24 protein-coding genes are annotated in these 25,159 nt (G+C 60.2%); 12 read left to right on the forward strand and 12 right to left on the reverse strand.

Annotation, left to right across the window (positions count from 1 at the left end):
• Nucleotides 1–8: 8 nt before the first annotated feature.
• The 5 genes from pcaF to pcaR all read right to left on the reverse strand — a co-directional run bounded on the left by pcaF (nucleotide 9) and on the right by pcaR (nucleotide 5,483).
• Nucleotides 9–1,211: a 3-oxoadipyl-CoA thiolase gene (gene pcaF / locus HX790_RS03985; RefSeq protein WP_169985849.1), complete on the reverse strand. Its 1,203-nt coding sequence runs from the start codon at nucleotides 1,209–1,211 to the stop codon at nucleotides 9–11.
• The gene (locus HX790_RS03990) at nucleotides 1,208–1,987 is read right to left on the reverse strand and encodes a CoA-transferase subunit beta (protein ID WP_058421725.1); all 780 of its coding nucleotides are present in this window, start codon (nucleotides 1,985–1,987) and stop codon (nucleotides 1,208–1,210) included. Before HX790_RS03990 ends, pcaF begins: the two co-directional genes overlap by 4 nt.
• Nucleotides 1,987–2,844, reverse strand: coding sequence for a CoA transferase subunit A (locus HX790_RS03995; protein WP_017137230.1), 858 nt, complete (start codon nucleotides 2,842–2,844; stop codon nucleotides 1,987–1,989). Before HX790_RS03995 ends, HX790_RS03990 begins: the two co-directional genes overlap by 1 nt.
• Before the next feature lie 311 nt (nucleotides 2,845–3,155).
• On the reverse strand, nucleotides 3,156–4,496 hold the full coding sequence (locus HX790_RS04000; protein ID WP_017137229.1) for an MFS transporter: 1,341 nt from the start codon (nucleotides 4,494–4,496) through the stop codon (nucleotides 3,156–3,158).
• 144 nt (nucleotides 4,497–4,640) lie between these two features.
• Nucleotides 4,641–5,483 (reverse strand): pca regulon transcriptional regulator PcaR, encoded by an 843-nt coding sequence (gene pcaR, locus HX790_RS04005; RefSeq protein ID WP_017137228.1) that lies wholly within the window; start codon nucleotides 5,481–5,483, stop codon nucleotides 4,641–4,643.
• Nucleotides 5,484–5,987: 504 nt separating this feature from the next.
• Between pcaR and HX790_RS04010 the strand changes: the two genes are divergently transcribed.
• Both HX790_RS04010 and HX790_RS04015 read left to right on the forward strand, forming a co-directional pair.
• Nucleotides 5,988–6,188 (forward strand): hypothetical protein, encoded by a 201-nt coding sequence (locus tag HX790_RS04010; RefSeq protein ID WP_003189295.1) that lies wholly within the window; start codon nucleotides 5,988–5,990, stop codon nucleotides 6,186–6,188.
• A gap of 339 nt (nucleotides 6,189–6,527) precedes the next feature.
• Nucleotides 6,528–8,003 (forward strand): inorganic phosphate transporter, encoded by a 1,476-nt coding sequence (locus tag HX790_RS04015; protein WP_017137227.1) that lies wholly within the window; start codon nucleotides 6,528–6,530, stop codon nucleotides 8,001–8,003.
• Nucleotides 8,004–8,204: 201 nt separating this feature from the next.
• On the opposite strand, the gene ccoM is transcribed toward HX790_RS04015, so the two are convergent.
• From ccoM to HX790_RS04025, 3 genes are all read right to left on the reverse strand, one after another.
• Nucleotides 8,205–8,321, reverse strand: coding sequence for a cytochrome c oxidase subunit CcoM (ccoM, locus tag HX790_RS29730; protein ID WP_017137226.1), 117 nt, complete (start codon nucleotides 8,319–8,321; stop codon nucleotides 8,205–8,207).
• Nucleotides 8,322–8,464: 143 nt separating this feature from the next.
• A complete protein-coding gene (locus HX790_RS04020; RefSeq protein WP_138452551.1) occupies nucleotides 8,465–8,659 on the reverse strand; it encodes a hypothetical protein in 195 nt (64 codons plus the stop codon).
• A 68-nt stretch (nucleotides 8,660–8,727) separates the two neighbouring features.
• Nucleotides 8,728–9,213 carry a lipocalin-like domain-containing protein gene (locus HX790_RS04025; RefSeq protein WP_176991262.1) on the reverse strand — a complete coding sequence of 162 codons (486 nt, stop codon included), beginning with the start codon at nucleotides 9,211–9,213 and terminating at the stop codon, nucleotides 8,728–8,730.
• Nucleotides 9,214–9,371: 158 nt separating this feature from the next.
• Here HX790_RS04025 and HX790_RS04030 point away from each other — a divergent pair, with 158 nt between their 5' ends.
• From HX790_RS04030 to HX790_RS04040, 3 genes are all read left to right on the forward strand, one after another.
• Nucleotides 9,372–10,244 (forward strand): LysR substrate-binding domain-containing protein, encoded by an 873-nt coding sequence (locus HX790_RS04030; protein WP_099548592.1) that lies wholly within the window; start codon nucleotides 9,372–9,374, stop codon nucleotides 10,242–10,244.
• Nucleotides 10,245–10,334: 90 nt separating this feature from the next.
• On the forward strand, nucleotides 10,335–10,805 hold the full coding sequence (locus HX790_RS04035) for a RidA family protein (RefSeq protein WP_099548591.1): 471 nt from the start codon (nucleotides 10,335–10,337) through the stop codon (nucleotides 10,803–10,805).
• Nucleotides 10,802–11,983, forward strand: coding sequence for an aminotransferase class V-fold PLP-dependent enzyme (locus HX790_RS04040; RefSeq protein ID WP_169985434.1), 1,182 nt, complete (start codon nucleotides 10,802–10,804; stop codon nucleotides 11,981–11,983). Before HX790_RS04035 ends, HX790_RS04040 begins: the two co-directional genes overlap by 4 nt.
• On the opposite strand, the gene HX790_RS04045 is transcribed toward HX790_RS04040, so the two are convergent.
• On the reverse strand, nucleotides 11,980–12,321 hold the full coding sequence (locus tag HX790_RS04045; protein ID WP_017137220.1) for a hypothetical protein: 342 nt from the start codon (nucleotides 12,319–12,321) through the stop codon (nucleotides 11,980–11,982). The two genes, HX790_RS04040 and HX790_RS04045, sit on opposite strands and share 4 nt — an antisense overlap.
• Before the next feature lie 217 nt (nucleotides 12,322–12,538).
• Between HX790_RS04045 and rapA the strand changes: the two genes are divergently transcribed.
• Nucleotides 12,539–15,385 carry an RNA polymerase-associated protein RapA gene (rapA, locus tag HX790_RS04050; RefSeq protein ID WP_017137219.1) on the forward strand — a complete coding sequence of 949 codons (2,847 nt, stop codon included), beginning with the start codon at nucleotides 12,539–12,541 and terminating at the stop codon, nucleotides 15,383–15,385.
• A 166-nt stretch (nucleotides 15,386–15,551) separates the two neighbouring features.
• Here the strand turns inward: rapA and HX790_RS04055 are convergent, their stop codons facing one another.
• Nucleotides 15,552–16,898 carry an MFS transporter gene (locus tag HX790_RS04055; protein WP_176991263.1) on the reverse strand — a complete coding sequence of 449 codons (1,347 nt, stop codon included), beginning with the start codon at nucleotides 16,896–16,898 and terminating at the stop codon, nucleotides 15,552–15,554.
• 251 nt (nucleotides 16,899–17,149) lie between these two features.
• On the opposite strand from HX790_RS04055, the gene HX790_RS04060 reads away from it, so the two are divergent.
• Nucleotides 17,150–17,515 carry a YkgJ family cysteine cluster protein gene (locus tag HX790_RS04060; protein ID WP_099548587.1) on the forward strand — a complete coding sequence of 122 codons (366 nt, stop codon included), beginning with the start codon at nucleotides 17,150–17,152 and terminating at the stop codon, nucleotides 17,513–17,515.
• A 138-nt stretch (nucleotides 17,516–17,653) separates the two neighbouring features.
• The gene (locus tag HX790_RS04065; RefSeq protein ID WP_176991264.1) at nucleotides 17,654–19,918 is read left to right on the forward strand and encodes a bifunctional diguanylate cyclase/phosphodiesterase; all 2,265 of its coding nucleotides are present in this window, start codon (nucleotides 17,654–17,656) and stop codon (nucleotides 19,916–19,918) included.
• A 284-nt stretch (nucleotides 19,919–20,202) separates the two neighbouring features.
• Here the strand turns inward: HX790_RS04065 and HX790_RS04070 are convergent, their stop codons facing one another.
• Together HX790_RS04070 and HX790_RS04075 are read right to left on the reverse strand one after the other, a co-directional pair.
• Nucleotides 20,203–20,523, reverse strand: coding sequence for a DUF2288 domain-containing protein (locus tag HX790_RS04070; protein WP_017137214.1), 321 nt, complete (start codon nucleotides 20,521–20,523; stop codon nucleotides 20,203–20,205).
• Nucleotides 20,520–20,726, reverse strand: a complete 207-nt coding sequence (locus HX790_RS04075; protein ID WP_138453093.1) for a hypothetical protein — start codon at nucleotides 20,724–20,726, stop codon at nucleotides 20,520–20,522. The genes HX790_RS04070 and HX790_RS04075 overlap by 4 nt, the downstream gene beginning before the upstream one ends.
• A 138-nt stretch (nucleotides 20,727–20,864) precedes the next feature.
• Here HX790_RS04075 and HX790_RS04080 point away from each other — a divergent pair, with 138 nt between their 5' ends.
• From HX790_RS04080 to livG, 4 genes are all read left to right on the forward strand, one after another.
• Nucleotides 20,865–21,992, forward strand: a complete 1,128-nt coding sequence (locus HX790_RS04080) for a branched-chain amino acid ABC transporter substrate-binding protein (protein ID WP_017137213.1) — start codon at nucleotides 20,865–20,867, stop codon at nucleotides 21,990–21,992.
• A gap of 228 nt (nucleotides 21,993–22,220) precedes the next feature.
• Nucleotides 22,221–23,144: a high-affinity branched-chain amino acid ABC transporter permease LivH gene (gene livH, locus HX790_RS04085; protein ID WP_017137212.1), complete on the forward strand. Its 924-nt coding sequence runs from the start codon at nucleotides 22,221–22,223 to the stop codon at nucleotides 23,142–23,144.
• Nucleotides 23,141–24,394: a high-affinity branched-chain amino acid ABC transporter permease LivM gene (locus HX790_RS04090; protein WP_017137211.1), complete on the forward strand. Its 1,254-nt coding sequence runs from the start codon at nucleotides 23,141–23,143 to the stop codon at nucleotides 24,392–24,394. The genes livH and HX790_RS04090 overlap by 4 nt, the downstream gene beginning before the upstream one ends.
• The gene (livG, locus tag HX790_RS04095) at nucleotides 24,391–25,158 is read left to right on the forward strand and encodes a high-affinity branched-chain amino acid ABC transporter ATP-binding protein LivG (RefSeq protein WP_017137210.1); all 768 of its coding nucleotides are present in this window, start codon (nucleotides 24,391–24,393) and stop codon (nucleotides 25,156–25,158) included. Before HX790_RS04090 ends, livG begins: the two co-directional genes overlap by 4 nt.
• Nucleotide 25,159 lies beyond the last annotated feature (1 nt).

Here is a 25,159-nt window from a genome sequence, read left to right on the forward strand (position 1 = left end):
CTCTCTTATCAGATGCGTTCAATCGCCAGGGCCAGGCCTTGGCCGACGCCCACACACATGGTCGCCAGGCCTTTGCGGCCGCCGGTTTTCTCCAACTGATGCAGTGCCGTCAGCACCAACCGCGCGCCGCTCATGCCCAACGGGTGGCCAAGGGCGATGGCGCCGCCGTTCGGGTTGACCTGCGCGGCATCGTCGGCGATCCCCAGTTCACGCAGCACCGCCAGGCCTTGGCTGGCGAAGGCTTCGTTGAGTTCGATCACGTCAAAGTCGGTGACCGCCAAACCAAGGCGCTCCACCAGTTTGCGCACCGCCGGCACCGGGCCGATGCCCATTACACGCGGCGCAACGCCGGCGCTGGCCATGCCCAATACGCGAGCGCGGGCGGTGAGGCCGTGCTTTTTGACCGCTTCGGCAGACGCCAGAATCAGCGCCGCCGCACCGTCATTCACGCCCGACGCATTGCCGGCGGTGACGGTTTTATCCGGGCCATTGACCGGCTTGAGTTTGGCCAGGGCCTCCAGGGTGGTGTCGCGTGGATGCTCGTCGTGCTCCACCACGGTTTCGCCTTTTTTATGGGCGACGCGCACCGGCACGATTTCTTCAGCAAAGAACCCGGCGGCTTGCGCGGCGGCGGTGCGTTGCTGGCTGCGCAGGGCGAAGGCGTCCTGATCGGCGCGGGACACGTTGTAGTCGTCGGCGACGTTATCGGCCGTTTGCGGCATCGCATCCACGCCGTATTGGGCCTTCATCAACGGGTTGATAAAACGCCAGCCGATGGTGGTGTCTTCCAGTTTCATGTTGCGCGAAAACGCCGCGTCAGCCTTGCCCATCACGAACGGCGCACGGGACATCGACTCGACGCCACCGGCAATCGCCAGCTCCATTTCGCCGCTGGCGATGGCGCGGAAGGCCGTGCCGATCGCGTCCATGCCCGAGGCGCACAGGCGGTTGAGGGTCACGCCCGGAATGCTTTGCGGCAAGCCCGCCAACAGCAACGCCATACGCGCGACGTTGCGGTTGTCTTCACCGGCCTGGTTGGCGCAACCGAGGAACACTTCGTCGACCGCGCTCCAGTCCACCGACGGGTTGCGCTCGATCAGTGCCTTGATTGGCAACGCTGCCAAGTCATCGGCGCGCACCGTGGACAAGCCACCGCCGAAACGGCCGATGGGCGTGCGGATGGCATCACAGATAAAGACGTCGCGCATCAGGCTTCTCCCGGTGCTTGGCCGTGGGCAGCAGCAGTGCGCGCTTCGAGATCACGCAGCGCGGTCAACTCCACGTCGGTCGGCTCGGCGGTGGTGCTTACGTGGTCGGCAAAACGAATCGCCCAACCGGTGGCTGCCACCACTTGTTCACGGGTGACGCCAGGGTGCAGCGCGGTGACCACAAACTCATGGCTGCCCTCCTCCGGCTCCATGATGCACAGGTCGGTAATAATCCCTACAGGGCCGGCGCCAGGCAGGCCCAGGCGCTTGCGTGAGTCACCGCCTTCGCCGTGGCCGACCGAGGTGATGAAGTCCAGTTTGTCGACAAACGAGCGCGCCGACTGCTTGAGGATGATCAACACGCTCTTGGCGGAACCGGCAATCTCCGGCGCGCCACCGGCACCCGGCAGGCGCACTTTGGGTTGGTGATAATCGCCCACCACGGTGGTGTTGATGTTGCCGAAGCGGTCGACCTGGGCGGCGCCGAGAAAGCCGACGTCGATGCGCCCGCCTTGCAGCCAGTAGCGAAAAATCTCACCGGTCGGCACGACCGTGTCGGCGGTTTCTGCCAGTTCGCCGTCACCGATCGACAGCGGCAATACGCTTGGCTTGGCGCCAATCGGGCCGGATTCGTAAATCAGCACCACGTCCGGCGAGGAGGTCAGGCGTGCCAGGTTGGCGGCCTTGGAAGGCAAGCCGATGCCGACAAAGCACACCGAGCCGTTCTTGAGGCGGCGCGCGGCGGCGACGGTCATCATTTCATTGGTCGAGTAAGCCATTACTTGGCCTCCTGCGCGTGGGCCAGCTTGGCCTGGAATTCACTGAAGTCAGCGGTGCCGTGGATGTATTCGTCGATCCACGCGGTAAAGGTCCCACGGTCGCGGGCGATCGGGTCCCACGCCTGATAGAAGCGGTTGTCGCGCTCGTTGTAGCCATGGGCGTAGGACGGGTGCGCACCACCGGGTACATGGCACACCGCAGTCAAGGCCCAGGTCGGCAGCACGCAGCTGTTCATCGGTGCATTCAGGTCATCGACGATTTCTTCGACGGTGACGATGCAACGCTTGGCCGCCAAGGCCGCTTCCTTCTGCACACCGAGAATGCCCCAGAGCAGCACATTGCCCTTGCGGTCAGCCTTTTGTGCGTGGATCACGGTGATGTCCGGACGCACCGACGGCACGGCCGCCAGCACTTCGCCAGTGAATGGGCAGGTGACGGTTTTGATCAGCGGGTTGACCTTGGGCAGGTCGGAGCCGGCATAGGCGCGCAGCACCGCAAACGGCAGGCCCGAGGCTCCGGCAACGTAGGCATTGGCCAGGTCGGCGTGGCTGTGTTCTTCGATCTCCAGCGGCTGCGGCCATTGCTTTTCAACGGCGTCGCGCAGGCGATGCAGGGAACCCACGCCCGGGTTGCCGCCCCAGGAGAAAATCAACTTGCGCGCGCAGCCGGCACCGATCAACTGGTCGTAGATCAGGTCAGGCGTCATGCGCACCAGCGTCAGGTCTTTCTTGCCCTGACGAATGATTTCATGACCCGCTGCCGTAGGGATCAGATGAGTGAAGCCTTCGAGGGCGACGGTATCGCCGTCGTTCACGAAGCGCTTGACCGCATCACGCAGGGTGAGAATTTCAGCCATGGGGTTGGGCTCCCGGTGTTGATCGAAAAAGGCGCTGAGGTGGCGCCGAAGTGCTTGAAGATTAAGCCGGGCAAATGGGCCAAACAATCCGATAATCGACTCAGCGTTCGATTATCGAACGGATTGTTGTCTAGCTAATCGTTTACGAAAACTCGCTCAGTCTGAGGGCCTGGCTTATGTGGGAGCTGGCTTGCCTGCGATTGCATCACCACGGTTTACCTGACAGACCGAGGTGTCTGCATCGCAGGCAAGCCAGCTCCCACCCAAGCCAGCTCCCACACAATTTAGCGCCCACTTGAATCGCGCGGGGATCAGGTAGCATCCGCATGGCTGACCATGCCCTTGATCACCACCGCAGCCGTGGCCAACGCCGCCGGAATCACCAGCGCCGTCAGCACCTGCTCGAAGTTCCAGCCCAGGCCCAGCAAGGTGGCGCCCATCCACGCGCCGAGGATCGCGCCGAAGCGACCGATGCCGAGCATCCACGACACACCGGTCGCGCGGCCCTGTGTCGGGTAGAAGCGCGCGGCCAGGGATGGCATGGCCGATTGCGCGCCGTTGACGCACATTCCGGCGATCAACACCAAGGTCGCCAGTACGGTGATATTGCCCAGGCTCTGCCCCACTGCGTAGGCAAACACCCCGGCCAACAGGTAGAAAGTACCGATGACCTTGTGGGGATTGAAGCGGTCCATTGCCCAGCCCACGCCGACCGCACTCAGCACGCCGCCGAACTGGAACAACGCGCCGATAAAGGCTGCCTGTTCCATACTGGCGCCGCTGTCGCGCATCAGGGTCGGCAGCCAACTGGTCAGCAGGTAAACAATCACCAGGCCCATAAAGTAGGTGAGCCACAGCAGCAGGGTGCCGGCGCTGTAGGTGCCGGAGAAGATCACCGCGAACACGTTGCGCGCCTTGACGGTTTTTTGCTCGGGCACGCTGAAGCTGCTCGCCTGGGCAACGATCGTAGGTTCGATAGGGGACAACGTCTTGCGCACCTTGTCGGTGCCACGGTTGCGCACCACCAGGTAACGCGCCGATTCCGGCAGCCATACCAATAGCACCACCGCCAAAATCAACGGCAGAATGCCGCCGATCAGCAGCAGGCTATGCCAGCCAAACGCCGGGATCAGCTTGGCCGAGATAAACCCGCCGCCGGCCATGCCCAGGTTGAAACCGCAGAACATGCTGGTCACCAGCAACGATTTGTGGCGCTCGGGGGTGTATTCGGACAGCAGCGTCGTGGCGTTCGGCATCCCTGCGCCCAGGCCCAGCCCGGTCAGGAAGCGCAACACCAGCAGTTGGTCGACGTTGCTGCTGTAGGCCGAGGCCAGGCTGAATGCGCCAAACACCAACACCGCACTCACCAGCACCACTTTGCGGCCAAAACGGTCCGCCAGCGGGCCGGAACCGAGCGCACCAAACACCATGCCGATCAACGCGGCACTCATTACCGGGCCAAGGCTGGCGCGGTCGATGCCCCAGTCCTGGGACAGCGCAGGCGCAATAAAGCCCATGGCAGCGGTGTCGAGGCCATCGAGGAAGACAATCAGGAAACACAGGATTACCACACGCCACTGGTAACGCGAGAGTGGCTGGGCGTTGATAAAGGACTGCACGTCCAGGGTGGTACCGACAGAAGGCTGATTCATTATTTTTATTCCACACCGATGGCGGGCCAACGACCTGGGGTCGTCATTATTATTGGGCGGCTCTTCAGAGCGCTGCCGCACAGTAATAAGTCGGGGGAAACAGCGTCAATTGATCAAGCCGGGATCTGTGCGGTCACCGAACACTTAGGCAAACAGTTGCGCACTCAACTCGCGGCTGGCGCTGAGCATGCTTGGCAAAAACCGCTGCTCCAGCTCGCTGCGGCTGACACGCCCGGCGTGGGTGCTGACATTGAGCGCGGCCAACACCTGGCCGGAAGCGTCGTACACCGGCACGGCGATGGAGCGCAGGCCCTGCTCCAGCTCCTGATCGACGATGCACCAGCCTTGTTGACGCACTTGTTGCAGGCATTCGAACAAGGCTTCGGGCGTGGTCAGGGTGCGGCTGGTCTTGGTTTGCAGGTCGGCGTGGTCGAGATAGTCCTTGAGCGAGGCATCGTCCAGCGCCGCCAGGAGGATGCGCCCCATCGATGTGCAATACGCCGGCAAACGCCCGCCCACCGACAGGTCCACCGAGATCAGGCGCTGGGTGGTGGCCGAGCGGGCGATATAAAGGATGTCGTCGCCTTCCAGGGTCGCCATGTTGCAAGCCTCGTGCAATTGCTCGCTCATACGGTCCAGGTAAGGCTGGGCCGATACGGCCAATGGCGTGGAGGACAAATACGCATGCCCCAGGGTCAAGACTTTGGGCAGCAGCGAATAGGTGCGCCCATCGGTGGTGGCATAACCGAGCTTGATCAAGGTGTGCAGGCAACGGCGCACGGCGGCACGCGGGATTTCGGTGCGATGACTGATCTGGGCGATGGTCAGGTGGCGTTTGCGCTCCTGAAACGCCTGTACCACGGCCAGGCCGCGCGCCAGGGAGGTCATGAAGTCCGGATCACCGGTAAACGCCTGGATACGCTTGGCCGGTGAAGCCACGATCGGCGGCGCCACTGATGCGAAGGAGTTGCGCAATTGATCGTTCATTTCCAGGGTCCTTCTCTTGTTTTCAACCGCAGGGAGGGTTGGCCGCCATTACAAGCCGTGCCGGCCGGGATGCACAAGGTTGCGCCCGCAACATCGGGCGATTATCGGACAGCCATGCGATTATCGCAATTTTGCCGATGGAACCCGACAGCCGGGTAGACCACTACAGTCATGCGCAAAACGCGCAAATGACTCACACCGTCATGTAACAAAAGTCTCACACGAAGTTGACGCTTTTTAACTTAATGCTGATAGTTTTATCCAAATGCGCCGCTATAATGCAGCTTGTGCAGAGGTCAGCCCGATTTCATTATCATCGGGAGTGGAGCTCACGAGGCGATGCGCGTTACAGGCATCATCGGTCACACATACCTGTTTATAAGATCTGCCCTTTGGCCCTTTTTCAAACTTGAATGGTTCTACTGTTCAATTTTGAACAACCCGAGGACGACTTTCAGGCATGACGCTGCACCGTCAATACACTCAACTTAATTAGGTAACACTGTGACGAAAGACGAACTGCGCGCGGAACTTGAGCGCCAGGAACAACGTTACAAGGACGTTTACGGCGGGGAAGTCACCACCTACGCCGCGCAACCTGAACCCGAGCGCAAACCCTGGCGCAAACGGGCCAGTTTGCTGGATCAGGCATTTGCCCAGGAAATTCAAAAGATTGAACAGGAACTCAAGACCGAAGAGCCATAAGCCCTTCGCTCAGAGTTTCCAGGGTCTTGCTGTCTCTGCCGGCCCAGCGCCGGCGGAAGGCACCGTGCATTGGCTTGGCTCACCATTGGTCAGCGTCCTGCTGCCGCCAACGAAATTTCATACAAATGTTTCAGACATGACGTCTGCATGACAAATCCGTGTCTTTTCGGCCCCGCACTTTATAAATCAAAGACTTGCCAAAGCCCCGAAAACCCTGGGATGCGCCGCTTTGCCCGGTGTTTTTTCAGTGAAGATTGTTACCGATGAGCAGCTAATGCATCGATTACTGAGGTTTTCTGGCATAATCGCGCCCCCTTACGACCGGGTCAGAAAACCTTCATGATCGATTTATTCAGCGGACTGGATGCTTGGGTTCTAGTGAGCCTGTTGCTCGCCCTGGCCTTTGTCCTCGCCTTCGAGTTCATCAATGGCTTTCATGACACCGCTAACGCGGTGGCCACAGTCATCTACACCAAAGCCATGCCGCCGCACCTGGCCGTGTTCTTCTCCGGGGTGTTCAACTTCCTCGGCGTGTTGCTCGGTGGTGTCGGCGTCGCCTACGCCATCGTGCACTTGCTGCCGGTGGAGTTGCTGATCAATGTGAACACCGGCCATGGCCTGGCAATGGTCTTCTCTTTATTGGCAGCGGCGATCACCTGGAACCTGGGCACCTGGTACTTCGGTATCCCGGCCTCCAGCTCCCATACCTTGATCGGCTCGATCCTTGGTGTCGGCCTGGCCAATGCCCTGATCAACGACATCCCATTGGCTGACGGTGTGAACTGGCAGAAAGCCATCGATATCGGTGCTTCCCTGGTGTTCTCGCCGATGGCCGGCTTCCTGGTCGCAGCTCTGGTGCTGATCGGCCTGAAATGGTGGCGCCCACTGTCGAAAATGCACAAGACCCCGGACCAGCGCCGCAAACTTGACGACAAGAAGCACCCACCGTTCTGGAACCGTCTGGTACTGGTGATCTCGGCCATGGCCGTGAGCTTCGTACACGGCTCCAATGATGGCCAGAAAGGCATCGGCCTGATCATGCTGGTGCTCATCGGTATCGTACCGGCGCAGTTCGTACTCGACCTGGGCAGCACCACTTACCAGATTGAACGTACTCGCGATGCCACCGTGCATTTGAGCCAGTTTTACGAGCGCAATAACGCCACGCTCGGCGAGTTCCTGGCACTGGGCAAAAGCGTGAAGGACGACCTGCCGGGCAAGTTTCGGTGCAACCCGCAGCAGACCGAGCCGACTATCAATGCATTGATGGAAACCCTGAAAGGCGTTTCCGACTACCACTCGCTGACTGCCGAGCACCGCATTGAAGTGCGCCGCTACTTGCTGTGCCTGGACGACACCGCGAAGAAAGTCGGCAAGCTGCCGGGCCTGGATGCGCGTGAGAAGTCCGACCTGGACAAGCTGCGCAAAGACTTGACCGCCACCACCGAGTACGCCCCGTTCTGGGTGATCCTCGCCGTCGCACTGGCCCTGGGCCTGGGTACCATGGTGGGCTGGAAGCGTGTGGTACTGACCATCGGTGAGAAGATCGGCAAGCAGGGCATGACCTATGCCCAAGGCATGTCGGCACAGATCACCACGGCGAGCATGATTGGCCTGGCCAACATTTTCAGCCTGCCGGTTTCCACCACTCACGTACTGTCTTCAGGCGTGGCCGGCACCATGGTTGCCAATAAGAGCGGCCTGCAAGGCGGCACGGTGAAGACCATCCTGATGGCTTGGGTGTTGACCTTGCCGGCAACCGTGGGCCTGTCGGCCGGGTTGTTCTGGCTGGCGTCCAAGGCATTGGGTAGTTGATAGGCTGCGGCTGAAAAAGAAGGCGCGATCCTGATGGGGATCGCGCTTTTTTTTATCTCACAACTACAGGTGCGGGACGCAGAGCGTCCTCGGCGGCATTCCCACGCGGAGCGTGGGAACGATCACATTAAATAGCAGGCAAAAAAAAGGGCGACCGAAGTCGCCCAAAATGCCTTGCGTGCTCATGTAACCCAGAAGAACTTACGGTTCTTTACGCTTATTAGCGTCCTTCCAGATAAAAATCCCAAACCCTACAAAAAACAGCACCATGAGGCTGACAGTCAGCACCCCGGCAAACACCACATTATCGAAAAACATGACCGGCCTCCTGCTCATGCCCTGTTGCGATAGGGCTAAGTTAATGGAGAAGGCGGAGTGGAAAATTGACCGGGATCAATGTCGCCCGCAACGGGGCTTAAAGAAGGGTAATAACTGACCTGCATCAACAAATGCAGGCTGTTTCAACGCTTTTTCGGCTTGTTCTTGGGTTTTTTCTTAACTTTGCCAAGCGGCATCGCCTGCTCAAATGCCTGGCGAACTTCATTCAGGCGCTTGTCATTCAAGTCATGCACACGTTTGGCACGTTCGGCATTCAGGTCGATCAGTTTGTCGTCTTCACTCATGGCTGGGCTTACGTCGTGGCGGGAATGGCTCAATAATGCGGCCTCTCCCGCTCGACGGCAAATGCCTGGGTGAAAATCCTCGTACTTCTCTTTCCTGGCGCTTATTTATCCCGCTCAAACGTAATGATGGAACGTGTAGTCCCCGGCCAATTCGGCATTTGGCGCCAGGGCGTCAGCACTTCCAGCGTATCGCCGCTGACCTGAAAATCGCGGCATTGCACCGTCCCCACCCACGCCGGATTCCAGGCAGAATCAACCTCTGTGCACCATTGATTGCCCTCGACCCGCTCAATACCGGTATAAGCCACCAGCGTATTCAACAGCGCTGATTTTTCTGCGTCGGAAGCGCCGGGCTTTCTTCCCTCACCGGTCAACACGAAAGCCACTCGATGATCCGCGGTAAAAATAACGCGCCCGGAAGGACGGCTGCCCATTGCCGGAATTTTCTCACGGGTATCCTGGGACTCGACCTGATAGCCGACCAGCTTCCAGGCCCCGACCAGCGGTGACTCATTCGCTGCTGCGCCCGCGCAAAGGCCCATCGAAACAGCCAACCCGATCACATTTGCCTTTATAGGGAATTTCATCGCTCTACCGTCTCAAAAAAGACACAGAGCTTTGCGCACGGCTGCCCGGGGAGATGTAGGGCATATCCCCAAACTACGACAGGAGAATCTGCGGGCGACAAAAGGAAGCACATCGCCCAAAATCGACACTTCCCAACTTACCCTGTAGGCGCACTCAGTTGGCACTGCACAATGACCTTCCGCCGCTGCTGGCCCTGCGCGCTTTTGAGGCGGTGGCGCGGCACTTGAGTTTTATCAAGGCCGCCAATGAGTTGTCGGTTACCCAGAGCGCACTCAGCCACCAAGTGCAAAAGCTCGAACAGTATCTGGGCAAACCACTGTTTATCCGACGCACCCGCGCGATTGATCTGACCGCCGACGGCCAAGGTTACTACGACGAAATCCGCCCGGCCCTCGATATGATCGCCGCCGCCACCCGCGCGCAGAAAGTCGCCCCCACGACCACAATTTTGCGCGTGGGCCTGCTGGCCTCGTTTGCCACCCTGTGGCTGGCCCCGCGTCTGGCCGGGTTTCTCAACCGCTACCCGCATATCCAGGTGGAACTGCTGCCCGCGATTCAATTAGCCAACGTCGCCACCGCCGAGGTCGACCTGGCCATCCGCTATGGCAAGGGCGACTGGCCCGATGTACAGGCCACGCGTTTGATGGCGGAAGTCATTTCACCGGTGTGCAGCCCGGCCTTCAAGGCCAGCCAACTGCACAATGCGCCCTTGTTGATGGCCACCTCGCACCGCCCTTTCGAGTGGACGGATTGGTCGGCGCACTACCAGGTCAACCTCGACCACCATTCCCGCGTGCTGCTGCACGACTACAACATCGTGGTCGAAGCCGCCGTGGCTGGCCAAGGCATCGCCATGGGCCGTCACCGCCTGATAGAGCGCAGGCTCAAGGAAGGCAGCCTGGTAGAAGCCTTCGACTGGCCGCCCTACCACAGTGAAATCGGTTACTGGCTGATCGTGCCTCAAGGCCCTGCGAGCCAAGCGGTCGAATGCTTCAGTCAATGGTTGAAAGACACCTGCGCCGATGCATGAGCTATTTCGATACGTCGAGTGAGATCTATCCGTTTGTCGCCCATTGATACAACAAACATGCTCAAACCTCTTAACCCAAGAGGATCCAACATGAGCGACTCCATCCGCCAACGCGTACAAGCCCTTGGCCTGACGCTGCCAACCCCTAGCCAGCCGGCGGCCAATTACATCAATCATGTGGTCAGCCAGAACCAGCTGTTTATCTCCGGGCAAATTCCTATGCTCGACGGCAAACCCGCCTACATCGGCCGGCTGGGGCAATCCCTCAGCGATGAAGAAGGTGCCCAGGCAGCAGAGCTGGCGGCGTTGGGCTTGCTCGGCCAGTTAAGTGCTGCCGTCGGTGATGACCTGTCGCGTGTAGTACGCATTCTCCGCTTGGGCGTGTTCATCGCCAGCAGCGGCGATTTCACGCGCCAAAGCGTAGTTGCCAATGGCGCATCCAATCTGGTGGTCAATGCCCTGGGCGACAAAGGCCGGCACGTGCGCACCGCCGTCGGTGTGTCGAGCCTGCCCGCCGGCGTCGCCGTGGAGGTGGACGCAATTTTCGAGCTGCTGTCGTGAGCCCGCTGCAGGTCCAGCATCTGCGTGACGACACACCTGGCTGCCAATCGGGCATCGTGCACTTCAACCATGCCGGTGCCTCGCTGCCGAGCCAAGCCACCCTCGACGCGATCATCGACCAGTTGCAACGCGAAGCCCGCGATGGCCCGATGGAGGCCGGCGAGCATGGCGCGATCCTGGTGGAAAAAGCCCGGCGCGCAGCTGGGCAATTACTCAATGCGCCCGTCTCCTCGATTGCCTTCGCCAGCAGCGGCTCAACCGCCTGGAGCCTGGCGTTCCAGGCCTTGGGGCCGTGGCAGCCGGGCGATCGCATCCTGGTCGGGCGCCATGAATGGGGCGGCAACCTGGCGAGTATGCAGTTGGCCGTGCAAGCGGGTGCCCGAGTGGAGGTGATTCCCTGCGATGCAACCGGCGCAGTCTGCCCATTGGCGCTGGAAGCAATGATTGATGCCAACGTCAAGCTGATCGACCTGACCTGGCTGCCGGCCAACGGCGGCCTGATCAACCCTGCCCAGGCCATCGGCGAAGTGGCCAGGCGCCACGCAATCCCCTACTTCATCGACGCCGGCCAAGCGGTCGGCCAGTTGCCGGTGGATGTGCAGGCGCTGCACTGCGATGTGCTCAAGTCGGCCGGGCGTAAACACCTGCGCGGGCCGCGGGGTACGGCGCTGCTGTATGTGCGACCAGACTTTCTGCAACGCCTGAACCCCGCCCAGCGCGACGTGTTCTCGGCGCCCTGGACCGTTGAAGGGTTCGACCTGCGTAACGATGCCCGCCGCTTTGAAACCAGCGAAGTGTCCTACGCCTTATTAGCGGGGTTGGGCAATGCGTTGCAGGAAGTTAACCGACTGGGCGTGGAGCGGACATGGGAAAGGGTCTTGCAGCTTAGCGGACGAATCCGCGACGCGCTGCGTCAGATTCCGGGTGTTTCCCTGCACGATCTGGGCACGGTTCACTCAGGATTGATCGCCTTTAACCTCGCCGGCTGGGAGGCGTTTGAACTCAAACGTCGGCTGGGATTAAAGCGCATCAACATCGGCGCCAATGGTGTGGCCTACACGCCTCTGGATATGCAGGCGCGGGGTCTTACAAGCATCGCGCGGGTTTCTGTCAGCCCACTCAACACCGAACACGACATCGAGTTGCTGATCGCCGCGCTGCGCGAATTGCGCGATTAAACCTCGACGTCCACCCACAAACCCTGGCGCGGCGCGTCCTCGATCAGCGGCGCTACCGGCACGGTGTTGTCGGCGTTGAGCTCATCGCCGGGGATCGCCAAGTGCGCGTCAGGGTCTTCATCCGCTTCGCGCCGGCGTTTCTGCTGTTCTTGCTGGCGGCGTTGTTCTTCGCGCAGTAACAAAGTCGACTGCTCGGCATCGCCCTTTTTCAGGTCGATGGTGCTTTCGTTGGAGCCGGCCTGCACGGGCACCACGGGCGGGATATCCGGCTTCTGGCGCACCGGATCAAGTTGCGACGTAACCGGCACAACGCTCAAGGGCAGTATGGGTGGCAGCATGGTTTTTAGTCTCCTATTGCGCAGACTGTCGGCTGCGGGAGGGGCGACTTGAGCATCAAGCCCCAAACTTGTGAACCAATCGTCATCTATCCGACGAACATATCGCCCTTTTTCTTGCCGCTTGTAGCTTAAAGCTTGAAGCTGCAGCTATTCCTTTTGGTCTGGAAGCCGTGTTCCGTTAGAATAGTCGGCTTTTTCACGGCGGGAGTCAGGCAGCATGGCGCAGCAGTATCAACCGGGGCAACGCTGGATTAGTGACAGCGAAGCAGAGCTGGGGTTAGGCACCGTTCTGGCACAGGACGGGCGCTTGTTGACCGTGCTCTATCCGGCCACTGGCGACACTCGTCAGTATGCGCTACGGAATGCGCCCCTCACTCGTGTGAGGTTTTCGCCGGGTGACAGCATCACCCATTTCGAAGGCTGGAAAATGACCGTACAGGAAGTCGACGACGTCGATGGCCTGCTGGTCTACCACGGCCTCAATGGGCAGAACGAGCAGGTCACCCTGCCGGAAACCCAACTGTCGAACTTCATCCAGTTCCGTCTGGCCAGCGACCGTCTGTTCGCCGGGCAGATCGACCCGCTGGCCTGGTTCTCGCTGCGCTATCACACGCTGGAACACACCAGCCGTCAGTTGCAGTCCTCGCTGTGGGGCCTGGGCGGCGTGCGTGCGCAACCTATTGCTCACCAACTGCACATCGCTCGCGAAGTCGCTGACCGTATCGCGCCACGGGTATTGCTGGCCGACGAAGTGGGCCTGGGCAAGACCATCGAAGCCGGCCTGGTGATTCATCGCCAGTTGCTGTCGGGTCGCGCCAACCGCGTGCTGATCCTGGTGCCGGAAAACCTGCAACACCAGTGGCTGGTGGAAATGCGCCGCCGCTTTAACCTGCAGGTTGCGCTGTTCGACGAAGAGCGTTTTATCGAAAGCGATGCCGCCAACCCGTTCGAAGACACCCAGCTTGCACTGGTTGCACTCGAATGGCTGGTGGACGACGAGAAGGCCCAGGACGCGCTGTTCGCCGCCGGCTGGGACCTGCTGGTGGTCGACGAAGCCCACCACTTGGTGTGGCATGAAGAAAAAGCCAGCCCGGAATACGCGCTGGTCGAGCAACTGGCCGAAGTGATCCCTGGCGTGCTGCTGCTCACCGCCACCCCGGAACAACTGGGCCAGGACAGCCACTTCGCACGCCTGCGCCTGTTGGACCCGAACCGCTTCCACGACCTGCATGCCTTCCGCGCCGAAAGCGAGAACTATCGCCCGGTAGCCGAAGCCGTGCAGGAACTGCTGGACAAGGGCCGCCTGTCGCCAAAAGCGCACAAAACCATCCAGGGTTTCCTCGGTGACGAAGGTGAAGCACTGCTCAGCGCCGTCAACGATGGCGACACCGAAGCCAGCGCACGCCTGGTGCGTGAGCTGCTCGACCGCCACGGCACCGGCCGCGTACTGTTCCGTAACACCCGCGCCGCCGTGCAGGGTTTCCCGGAGCGCAAGCTGCATGCCTACCCGCTGCCGAACCCGGACGAATACCTCGAACTGCCGCTGGGCGAACACGCCGAGCTGTACCCGGAAGTCAGCTTCCAATCGCAACCGGATGTTGAAGAAGAAAACCGCTGGTGGCGCTTCGACCCGCGCGTCGAGTGGCTGATCGACCAGCTGAAAATGCTCAAGCGCACCAAAGTGTTGGTGATCTGCGCCCACGCCGAAACCGCCATGGACCTGGAAGACGCCCTTCGCGTGCGCTCCGGCATCCCGGCCACGGTGTTCCACGAGGGCATGAACATCCTCGAGCGTGACCGCGCTGCTGCCTACTTCGCAGACGAAGAGTTCGGCGCCCAGGTGCTGATCTGCTCGGAAATCGGCAGTGAAGGCCGCAACTTCCAGTTCTCCCACCACTTGGTGCTGTTCGACCTGCCGTCCCACCCCGACCTGCTGGAACAGCGGATCGGCCGTTTGGACCGGATCGGCCAGAAGCATGTGATCGAACTGCACGTGCCGTACCTGGAAACCAGCCCGCAAGAGCGCCTGTTCCAGTGGTACCACGAAGCGCTGAACGCGTTCCTCAACACCTGCCCGACCGGCAACGCCTTGCAGCATCAGTTCGGCCCACGCCTGCTGCCGCTGCTGGAAAACGCCGACGACGGCGAGTGGCAAGCCCTGATCGACGAAGCGCGTGCCGAGCGCGAGCGTCTGGAACAGGAACTGCACACCGGTCGCGACCGCTTGCTGGAGCTCAACTCCGGCGGCGCGGGTGAAGGCGATGCGCTGGTGGAAGACATTCTTGAGCAAGACGACCAGTTCGCCCTGCCGATCTACATGGAAACCCTGTTCGACGCCTTCGGCATCGACAGCGAGGACCATTCGGAAAACGCACTGATCCTCAAGCCCAGCGAAAAAATGCTCGACGCCAGCTTCCCCCTGGGCGACGACGAAGGTGTGACCATCACCTACGACCGTAACCAGGCGCTGTCGCGTGAAGACATGCAGTTCATCACCTGGGAACACCCGATGGTGCAAGGCGGCATGGACCTGGTGCTGTCCGGCTCGATGGGCAACACCGCCGTGGCGCTGATCAAGAACAAGGCGCTCAAGCCGGGCACCGTGTTGCTCGAACTGCTCTACGTCAGTGAAGTGGTTGCGCCGCGCTCGCTGCAACTGGGCCGCTACCTGCCACCGGCCGCCTTGCGCTGCCTGCTGGATACCAACGGTAATGACCTGTCCGGCCGTGTGTCGTTTGAAACTTTGAACGACCAGTTGGAAAGCGTGCCACGCGCCAGCGCCAACAAGTTCGTGCAGGCCCAGCGCGATCAGCTCACGCCACGCATCAATGCCGGCGAAGAGAAGATCACCCCGCGTCACGCCGAGCGTGTGGCCGAGGCGAAACGCCGTCTGGCAGCCGACACCGACGAAGAACTGGCGCGCCTGACCGCGTTGCAAGCGGTCAACCCGACCGTGCGCGACAGCGAGCTGGTGGCGCTGCGCAACCAGCGCGAGCAAGGCCTGGCCATGCTCGACAAGGCTGCGCTGCGGTTGGAGGCGATTCGGGTGTTGGTGGCGGGTTGATAACCGCCCTGCCCTGCTAAAAAGAAGGCCCGCGCATTGCGGGCCTTTTTTATTTGATCGTTCCCACGCTCTGCGTGGGAACGCCGCCCTGGACGCTCTGCGTCCGCTCCTAGAAGCATGACGCAGAGCGTCACAGGATGCATTCCCACGCGGAGCGTGGGAACGATCAAGCTACAGCGGCAGCAGCCGGCACCTCAACCGCCCCCAACCCATCCTTCATCTTCTTGGCATCGCGCACAAAACTGCGCGAGGCCTGGAACAGAAACAGCATGGTCAAGAACAGCGCCACCGGAATCAGGTACATGGCGTCGTGCAACCCAACCGCTTTATACGCCTCGGTCATCTGCGAGGCGCCATCGGCATACATTGCCGAATGGGCAAAATGATCAGACAGGCCGCCCACCACCACCGGCCCCATGCCACCGCCGAGCAAGTACAACCCCGCAAAAAACAGCGCCATCGCCGTGGCGCGCAGGCGTGGCTCAACAACGTCCTGAATCGCCGTGTACACGCAGGTGTAGAAGTTATAGGCAAACAACCAGCCCACACTGAACAGCACCACAAACACGCCAATCTCAATGCGCCCGGCGTGCAAGGCCCAGGCAGTGGTAATGGTCGAGATAATCAAGCTGCACGCGGCAAACAGCAGCCGGCCGTTGGCGACGCGCTGATGGATCTTGTCGGCGATCCAGCCGCCCAGGGTCAGGCCCACCAGCCCGGTGATGCCGACGATCACGCCGGTGGCCACCGCGGCGTCCTGCAACGGCATCAGGAAGTAACGCTGCAACATCGGCACCAAAAATGAATTGCACGCATAGGTGGCGAAGTTAAAGCACAACCCGGCCAGCACCAGCCACAGGAAGGTCGGCACCGCCAGAACGCGACGAATCGGGCGGTCGACGCGCTCCTGGGAGACTTGCACGGTTTCCGCTGCGCCGCGCTTGGGTTCCTTGATATAGAACATAAAGATCGCGAGGATCAGCCCCGGCACGGCGGCGATAAAGAACGGTGCGCGCCAGCTGTCGAACGCCTTGACCATCGCGCCAATGGTGAAGAACGCCAGCAGCAGGCCCAACGGCAAGCCCAGCATGAAAATGCCCATGGCCCGGGCGCGGCGGTGGGCGGGAAACAGGTCGCCGATCAGCGAATTGGCCGCCGGCGCGTAGCTGGCTTCACCGATGCCGATGCCCATTCGCACCAGCAAAAAGGTCCAGAAGCTGCCGACCATGCCGTTGACCGCCGTCAGCCCGCTCCAGGCAAACAGGCCCCAGCCCATCAGTTTGCTGCGTGAGCCGGTATCGGCCAGGCGCCCGAGCGGCAGGCCGGCGATGGCGTAGACGATGGTGAAGGCGGTGCCGATGATACCGAGCTGGAAGTCGCTCAAGTGCCATTCCATGCGGATTGGCTCGATGATGATGGCGGGGATGGTGCGGTCGAAGAAATTGAACAGGTTGGCGAGGAACAGCAGGAACAGAATGCGCCAGGCATTCGCCGCTTGGGTCGAGTTCTGCATGGGTCCGTCTCTTTTATTGTTATGAGAGCTGCGATGCCCGATGCATCCTGCCCGGTACCTGCAACATAATCAGGCCAGGCACGCTTGTCTGTAATGATTCGTAAAGCTGATAGGGCATGATTTCACCCGCAGTGACGGGACTTTCCCTACGAAAATATAAGTTCGCGCCCCCCTTCCCAACCGCCATGGCACGGATAGAATGGCGAGCCTTCCGTAACACCCACATCCTACTTTTCTTATCGATGACGCCCATGTCCGAAGCCAGTCCGTGTCTGAGTTGCGGTGCCTGCTGTTCACACTTTCGCGTGTCTTTCTTCTGGGGCGAGTGCGCCTCATCGGGCGGCACGGTGCCCGATGACCTGGTGGTGCAGATCAACCCCACACGCGTGGCGATGATTGGTACCGACCAGAAACCCGCCAGGTGTTGCAGCCTCGAGGGTGAGGTCGGCAAGGGCACCCGTTGCACCATCTATGAACAACGCTCAAGCCCCTGCCGAGAGTTCGATGCGTCGTGGAGCCAGGGCGAGCAGAACGTCGACTGCGATACCGCTCGCGCCGCCTTTGGCCTGCCGCCATTAGAAGCACCTTTTGAACTGGACCTGCCGATCAGCGCTTAGCATCAAACGCTATGGCAGGCATGCCAAAATGGTTGAAAGCAAAGTGCCATTATCCATGGAAAATCCTGCGCGGCTTCTATACTCGACTTCATAGGTCATCGCCGTTGGCTGTGACGTGACGCTATGACGGGGCTTGCTATGGAATGGCTGGGTCTGCATTTTTTTACCGACCTGCCAGAGAACGGGCACTTATTACTCAATTGCAGTCATAACCCTTTTCTGGTGCTACTGGCGTATCTGGTTGCTTGCGCGGCCGGCTTCGGCACGCTGGACATGGCTGAGCGCGTCGGCCATGTCGAAGACCCTACCGCCCGCCGTCATTGGCGTTGGCTGGGAGCGGGTTGCCTGGCGGGTGGCATCTGGTCGACGCACTTCATCAGCATGCTGGCCTTCCAGGCACCTATCGCCATTCATTATGAATTGATCATGACGTTCGCCTCGCTGGTGATCGCCTTGATCGCTTCGCTGTTCGCCATGCAAACCCTGAGTCATACCCATCTGCGATTCCATCAATACCTGCTGGCGTCGGTATGGATGGGCCTGGGTATCGCGCTGATGCATTACGTGGGCATGTCGGCCATGCGCTCCCAGGCCGATGTGTACTTCGAGACCGACCTGTTCATGGCCTCCGTGGCGATTGCCATCGGCGCCAGCCTGGCCGCGCTGTTGCTGTCGAGCTACCTGCGCACTGGCGCCGGCGTGTTTCATCAACTGCTCAAGTACGCCGCCAGCCTGGTGCTGGGCGCCGGCATCCTCAGCATGCACTTCACCGGCATGGCGGCCATGCGAATGCTGGTACCGGCCGGTGCTGACCTGTCGTTGCCACTGGATAACAACCCGATTCAACTGGGCCTGTCGGTGGCCGTGATCACCCTGCTGGTGATTGGCAGCAGCGTCAGCGCCGCCCTCGCCGACAAAAAACTGCAGCACAAGGAGCGTGACCTGCGCCGGGTCAACGCCCTGCTCAGTGAGCTGGACCAAGCCCGTGCCTCGCTGCAACAAGTGGCGCACTTCGATGCGCTGACCAGCCTGCTCAACCGTCGCGGCTTCAACCAGATCTTTGCCGAGAAGGTCGCCGAAAAAACCGCCGGCCACGGCATGATGGCGGTGATCTTCCTCGATATCGACCACTTCAAGCGCATCAATGACAGCCTCGGCCACGATGCCGGCGACCAACTGCTCACCGTACTGGCCGGGCATATCAAGGGGTCGGTGCGCAGCCATAGCGATGTGGTCGCGCGGTTTGGCGGCGACGAGTTCTGCATCCTGATCAACATTCACCATCGCGACGAAGCGCGGCACCTGGCCCAGCGCATCATGCATAAGATGAAAGAACCAATCGAACTGGCCGGCCGGCGCATGGTGATGACCACCAGCATTGGCATCAGCCTGTTCCCCGATGACGGACTGACCTGCGAAGAGTTGCTTAAAACCGCTGACCTGGCGCTGTACCAGTCCAAGGATTCCGGTCGCAACAGCTTGAACTTCTTCAGCTCCAACCTTAAAACCCGCGCCTTCCTCGAGCTGCAACTGGAGGAGCAATTGCGCGCTGCGTTGCGCGGCCGCAATGAATTGGTGCTGTTCTACCAGCCGATCTTCGACATGAAGCTGGGCAAGGTCACCCGCCTGGAAGCACTGGTGCGCTGGCAACATCCGCAACATGGGCTGCTGGCCCCGGACCGGTTTATCGGCATCGCCGAAAACAACGGGTTGATTGCCGAACTCGACCACTGGGTATTGCGTCAGGCCTGTCACGATTTGAGCCTGCTGTCTGACCGCGGTTACACCGAGCTGACCATGGCCGTGAACTGCTCGGCCTTGAACCTGGCCCGTGACGAGCTAGCCGATGAGATCGAAGCCGCCCTGCGTTTTGCCGGGATCGCCGCCAGCCGCCTGGAACTGGAAGTCACCGAAAACGCGCTGATGGGCAATATCAGCAGCACCCTGGCACTGTTGCGCCAGATCCGCGCCCTGGGCGTTTCGCTGGCCATTGATGATTTCGGCACCGGTTATTCATCCCTGGCCTACCTCAAGCGCCTGCCGCTCAATACCCTGAAGATAGACCGGTCGTTTATCCAGGACATTCCCAAGTCCACCGTCGATGTCGAGATCGTCCAGGCGATCATCGGCATGGCCCACACCCTGCACTTGCAGGTGGTCACCGAAGGCGTTGAAACCCAGGCGCAATTTGAACTGCTGCTCAAGCACGGCTGCGACTTTATCCAGGGTTACCTGCTGAGCCCGGCGGTGCCTTTGAGCGATGTGGTGGGTGTGATCCAGGGCATCCAGATGCGCAACCCACTCTACCCGTTCAGCATCGAGGGCAATAAGGACGCCATCGCGCCGAAGGACCCTGGTGCAGGCCGCATCGGCCCGCCGTCGATTGTCAGGCCCATTCGATGACGTCGTATCTTTGGGATTTAGCCATCATCTACTTGGATGAACGCCGACGAGCGGCCGAATCATCGGAGTACGCCGGGTACTCCTCTTGAAAAGTCAGGGTTGATCGTTCCCACGCTCTGGCTTTGCCACACCCGGAAACAATTCCCCCGATGTTCCGCCCACTTTAAAACTGTTCCCGTGACGCTTACGTCACCGTCACCTGTGACCTTTCTCTACGGCAAGATGCCATCACGGCGCCAGCGGTTACTCGGCTACACACTTGCTCGGCAAGAAAACGCGCACCTTTATAGTGCGAGCCTTTCTTGCGCCGCCCTTTCCTGGATCAGAATCCACGGCGAAACCACGACCGCCCACAGGCTCGGATCACGCTCAACCAAGTCCAACGCCCGCGTCGCAGACACTTCGCCAAGGCTCCCTGCGGCCAGCCAACCAGCGACTTTGTCGCGGTTATCCTCGGCCATTCCTTCGGCCGCTTCGATCAAATCCAGGCCGGCGTCGACCCACAATAGGGCACCCTTGGCAAAGAACGGTTCAAGCTCCTTCCAGGAAATTTCGGCGGTTTCACCGAGCAGCTTGGCATAGAGGGTGCTAGGTTCTTGCGTCATGGGAATTCACCTGAAGAAAAAATCGGCGCAATCATAGCGTCAGGCGTCAGGCAGAAAAACCCAGTTGCAAATGAGGCACCGAACGAAAGTGTCAGGAAAGCCAAGGATTGCCCGAAACTCTGGCATAAGCCCGCCGCAATTCTGTCTTTTTCTTTCATTAAAGCGACACACCCAAGGTTTGCCCCCAGCAGCCAGCTTTTCAAGCGATCAACCGGCGCTCTACACTGTACCGGTACAGTTGCCAGGGCGATGCCGGGGGGATATCCGCGATATCTGATCCGGTTCTGCAGCTCACAAGGCCGCTAGAACTATAAAAAATACAACAGTAAGAGTGGAGCACTATGAATAAGGCTACTAAGCAGATTTCCAAACTGTTTGCCGCTATGGTCCTGGCTGGGGTTGCCGGCCATTCGTTCGCAGCCGACACCATCAAGATCGGTATCGCCGGGCCTAAGACAGGTCCAGTGACGCAATACGGCGACATGCAATTCATGGGTGCCAAGCAGGCAATCGCTGACATCAACGCCAAGGGTGGTGTCGACGGCAAAATGCTTGAAGCGAAAGAATACGACGATGCGTGCGATCCAAAACAAGCCGTTGCCGTAGCGAACAAAGTGGTCAACGACGGCGTCAAGTTCGTGGTCGGTCACCTCTGCTCCAGCTCCACTCAGCCAGCGTCCGACATCTATGAAGACGAAGGCGTGATCATGATCACCCCGGCGGCTACCAGCCCGGAAATCACTTCCCGTGGCTACAAGCTGGTGTTCCGTACCATCGGCCTGGACAGCGCCCAAGGCCCAGCGGCCGGTAACTACATTGCCGACCACGTGAAGCCGAAAGTCGTTGCTGTTATCCACGACAAACAGCAGTACGGTGAAGGCATCGCCACCGCCGTCAAGCAGACCCTCGAGAAGAAAGGCGTGAAAGTCGCCCTGTTCGAAGGCATCAACGCTGGCGACAAAGACTTCGGCTCGCTGATCCAGAAGCTCAAGCAAGCCAACGTCGACTTCGTCTACTACGGCGGCTACCACCCAGAGCTGGGCTTGATCCTGCGCCAGGCCAAGGAAAAAGGCGTGAACGCCAAGTTCATGGGCCCAGAAGGTGTGGGTAACGACTCCATCTCGCAAATCGCCCAGGGCGCTTCCGAAGGCCTGCTGGTTACCCTGCCGAAATCCTTCGACACCGACCCGGCCAACAAGGCCATCGTTGAAGAGTTCACCAAGAACAAGCAGGACCCAACCGGTCCGTTCGTGTTCCCGGCCTACTCGGCCGTTGAAGTGATCGCCGGCGGTATCGCCGCCGCGAAAAGCGAAGACACCGCCAAAGTGGCTGCTGCTATCCACGCCGGCACCTTCAAGACCCCAACTGGCGACCTGAGCTTCGACGCCAAGGGCGACCTGAAGGACTTCAAATTCGTGGTCTACGAATGGCACTTCGGTAAACCAAAAACCGAAGTTTCCCCTCAGTAAGCCAGGCGTTACTGGTCCAACAAGCCCACTGTGAGAGCAGTGGGCTTTGTTTTACGAGGTTTATGGGCCATGTCACCCGCGATCCGGGCGCTGGCTCACCTGAAAATCTTAAAACCGTCACCAGCGGTTCGCTGGCAAACGCTTCGTGCAACCTGATCACAGAGCAGGGCACCGAGCCGGAAATGACTCCACCAGTGAAATGCGTATCGGGTTTTTAGGAGCGCTGTAATGCCTGAGATCTATCATTTTTTCCAAACGCTGGTTAACGGCATGACCGTTGGCAGCACCTATGCCTTGATAGCCATTGGCTACACAATGGTTTACGGCATCATTGGAATGATCAACTTCGCCCATGGCGAGGTGTACATGATTGGTTCCTACGTGGCCTTCATCGCCCTTGCCGGGCTGGCCATGCTGGGTATCCATTCCCTGCCGCTGTTGATGACCGCTGCGTTCCTGGCATCGATCGTCGTGACCAGTGCTTATGGCTACAGTATCGAGCGCGTCGCCTACCGCCCCTTGCGTGGCAGCAACCGTTTGATCCCGCTGATTTCCGCCATCGGCATGTCGATTTTCCTGCAGAACACTGTATTGCTGTCCCAGGACTCCAAGGATAAGTCCATTCCCAACCTGATTCCGGGGAGCTTCTCCTTCGGCCCAGGTGGCGCACAAGAAGTGCTGATTTCGTACATGCAGGTGCTGGTTTTCGTCGTCACCCTGGTGGCAATGCTCGGCCTGACCCTGTTCATTTCCCGCTCCCGTCTGGGGCGCGCCTGCCGGGCCTGCGCCGAAGACATCAAGATGGCCAACCTGTTGGGCATCAACACCAACAACATCATCGCCCTGACCTTCGTGATCGGTGCCGCACTCGCAGCCATTGCGGCGGTGCTGCTGAGCATGCAGTACGGCGTGATCAACCCCAACGCCGGTTTCCTGGTAGGCCTCAAGGCTTTTACCGCAGCGGTCTTGGGCGGTATCGGCAGTATTCCGGGCGCGATGCTCGGCGGGCTGGTGCTGGGTGTGGCTGAAGCCTTTGGCGCCGACGTGTTCGGCGACCAGTACAAGGACGTCGTGGCGTTCGGCCTGTTGGTTCTGGTGCTGTTGTTCCGTCCGACCGGCATCCTGGGTCGTCCGGAGGTTGAGAAAGTATGAGCAGATATCTTAAATCGGCGTTCTTCAGCGCCTTGCTGGTCTGGGCCGTGGCCTTTCCGGTACTCGGCCTCAAGCTGAGCATTGTCGGCATCAACCTGGAAGTGCATGGCACCGGTCCCGTGACCCTGACCATCATCGCCCTGTGCTCGGTGCTGATGTTCCTGCGTGTGCTGTTCACCCAGCAGGTCGGTGCGTTGCTCAAGGGCAACCGTGGCCCGTTGGTGTCGCCCAAGGTCAGCCAATTCCTGACCCTGCCGCGTACCCAGCGCTACATCATCATCGGGCTGATCGTGGCCGCGTTGATCTGGCCGTTCTTCGGCTCGCGCGGCGCCGTCGACATTGCCACCCTGATCCTGATCTACGTGTTGCTGGGCCTGGGCCTGAACATCGTAGTCGGCCTGGCCGGCCTGCTCGACCTCGGTTATGTGGGTTTCTATGCCGTGGGTGCCTACACCTACGCGCTGCTCTCGCACTACCTGGGCTGGGGCTTCTGGATCTGCCTGCCACTGGCCGGCATGGCGGCGGCCACGTTCGGCTTCCTGCTGGGTTTCCCGGTGCTGCGCCTGCGCGGTGACTATCTGGCGATCGTGACCCTGGGCTTCGGTGAAATCATCCGGCTGTTCCTGCGGAACCTCACCGATATCACAGGTGGCCCCAACGGCATCAGCAGCATCCCCAAACCGACGTTCTTCGGGCTGTCGTTCGACCGCACCGCAGCCGAAGGCATGCAGACCTTCCACGAATACTTCGGGATCGACTACAACCCGGTGAGCAAAGTGGTGTTCCTGTACCTGGTGGCGTTGTTGCTGGCATTGGCGGCACTGTTCGTGATCAACCGCCTGCTGCGCATGCCGATCGGCCGCGCGTGGGAAGCGTTGCGCGAAGATGAAATCGCCTGCCGTGCATTAGGCATGAACCCGACCGTCATCAAACTCTCGGCATTCACCCTGGGGGCAACCTTCGCCGGTTTCGCCGGCAGCTTCTTCGCCGCGCGCCAAGGCCTGGTGACCCCGGAGTCGTTCACCTTTATCGAGTCGGCGATCATTCTCGCCATCGTGGTACTGGGTGGCATGGGCTCGCAGCTGGGCGTGATCCTGGCGGCGATCGTGATGATCCTGCTGCCGGAAATGATGCGTGAGTTCAGCGAATACCGCATGTTGATGTTCGGCGCCATGATGGTACTGATGATGATCTGGCGTCCTCAAGGTCTGCTGCCGATGCAACGCCCACACATGGAGCTGCGCAAATGAGCCGCGAGATCCTGAAAGTCGAAAACTTGAGCATGCGTTTTGGCGGCTTGCTCGCGGTCAACGGCGTGGCCCTGACCGTCAAAGAGAAACAGGTTGTGGCGCTGATCGGCCCGAACGGCGCCGGCAAGACCACGGTGTTCAACTGCCTTACCGGCTTCTACAAGCCGAGCGGTGGCAGCATCCTGCTGGATGGCCAACCCATCCAGGGCCTGGCCGGTCACGAGATCGCCCGCAAGGGCGTGGTGCGAACCTTCCAGAACGTGCGCTTGTTCAAGGACATGACGGCGGTCGAAAACCTGCTGATCGCCCAGCACCGGCACTTGAACACCAACTTCTTTGCTGGCCTGTTCAAGACCCCGGCGTTCCGCAAGAGCGAGCGCGAGGCCATGGAATACGCGGCGTACTGGCTGGACAAGGTCAACCTGACCGAGTTCGCCAACCGCCCGGCCGGCACCCTGGCTTACGGCCAACAACGCCGACTGGAAATCGCTCGCTGCATGATGACCCGCCCGCGGATCCTGATGCTCGACGAACCGGCCGCCGGCCTGAACCCCAAGGAAACCGAAGACCTCAAGGCGCTGATCACGGTGCTGCGTGAGGAAAACAACGCCACGGTGCTGTTGATCGAACACGATATGAAACTGGTGATGAGCATTTCCGACCACATCGTGGTGATCAACCAGGGCACGCCATTGGCCAACGGTACGCCGGAGCAGATCCGCGACAACCCGGAAGTGATCAAAGCCTATTTGGGGGAAGCGTAAA

Origin of the sequence: Pseudomonas sp. IPO3747 (genome assembly GCF_013385245.1) — a bacterium.
In the GTDB taxonomy this organism is placed as follows: domain Bacteria; phylum Pseudomonadota; class Gammaproteobacteria; order Pseudomonadales; family Pseudomonadaceae; genus Aquipseudomonas; species Aquipseudomonas edaphica.

What these genes read in the sequence shown, in the direction of transcription:
- HX790_RS04000 (WP_017137229.1), bottom strand. Translation starts at nt 4,496, where the DNA reads ATGAATCAGCCTTCTGTCGGTACCACCCTGGACGTGCAGTCCTTTATC.
- HX790_RS04065 (WP_176991264.1), top strand. Translation starts at nt 17,654, where the DNA reads ATGGAATGGCTGGGTCTGCATTTTTTTACCGACCTGCCAGAGAACGGG.
- rapA (WP_017137219.1), top strand. Translation starts at nt 12,539, where the DNA reads ATGGCGCAGCAGTATCAACCGGGGCAACGCTGGATTAGTGACAGCGAA.
- HX790_RS04025 (WP_176991262.1), bottom strand. Translation starts at nt 9,213, where the DNA reads ATGAAATTCCCTATAAAGGCAAATGTGATCGGGTTGGCTGTTTCGATG.
- livG (WP_017137210.1), top strand. Translation starts at nt 24,391, where the DNA reads ATGAGCCGCGAGATCCTGAAAGTCGAAAACTTGAGCATGCGTTTTGGC.
- HX790_RS04090 (WP_017137211.1), top strand. Translation starts at nt 23,141, where the DNA reads ATGAGCAGATATCTTAAATCGGCGTTCTTCAGCGCCTTGCTGGTCTGG.
- HX790_RS04035 (WP_099548591.1), top strand. Translation starts at nt 10,335, where the DNA reads ATGAGCGACTCCATCCGCCAACGCGTACAAGCCCTTGGCCTGACGCTG.
- HX790_RS04080 (WP_017137213.1), top strand. Translation starts at nt 20,865, where the DNA reads ATGAATAAGGCTACTAAGCAGATTTCCAAACTGTTTGCCGCTATGGTC.
- pcaR (WP_017137228.1), bottom strand. Translation starts at nt 5,483, where the DNA reads ATGAACGATCAATTGCGCAACTCCTTCGCATCAGTGGCGCCGCCGATC.
- HX790_RS04045 (WP_017137220.1), bottom strand. Translation starts at nt 12,321, where the DNA reads ATGCTGCCACCCATACTGCCCTTGAGCGTTGTGCCGGTTACGTCGCAA.
- HX790_RS03990 (WP_058421725.1), bottom strand. Translation starts at nt 1,987, where the DNA reads ATGGCTTACTCGACCAATGAAATGATGACCGTCGCCGCCGCGCGCCGC.
- HX790_RS03995 (WP_017137230.1), bottom strand. Translation starts at nt 2,844, where the DNA reads ATGGCTGAAATTCTCACCCTGCGTGATGCGGTCAAGCGCTTCGTGAAC.
- livH (WP_017137212.1), top strand. Translation starts at nt 22,221, where the DNA reads ATGCCTGAGATCTATCATTTTTTCCAAACGCTGGTTAACGGCATGACC.
- HX790_RS04070 (WP_017137214.1), bottom strand. Translation starts at nt 20,523, where the DNA reads ATGACGCAAGAACCTAGCACCCTCTATGCCAAGCTGCTCGGTGAAACC.
- HX790_RS04015 (WP_017137227.1), top strand. Translation starts at nt 6,528, where the DNA reads ATGATCGATTTATTCAGCGGACTGGATGCTTGGGTTCTAGTGAGCCTG.
- HX790_RS04055 (WP_176991263.1), bottom strand. Translation starts at nt 16,898, where the DNA reads ATGCAGAACTCGACCCAAGCGGCGAATGCCTGGCGCATTCTGTTCCTG.
- HX790_RS04060 (WP_099548587.1), top strand. Translation starts at nt 17,150, where the DNA reads ATGTCCGAAGCCAGTCCGTGTCTGAGTTGCGGTGCCTGCTGTTCACAC.
- ccoM (WP_017137226.1), bottom strand. Translation starts at nt 8,321, where the DNA reads ATGTTTTTCGATAATGTGGTGTTTGCCGGGGTGCTGACTGTCAGCCTC.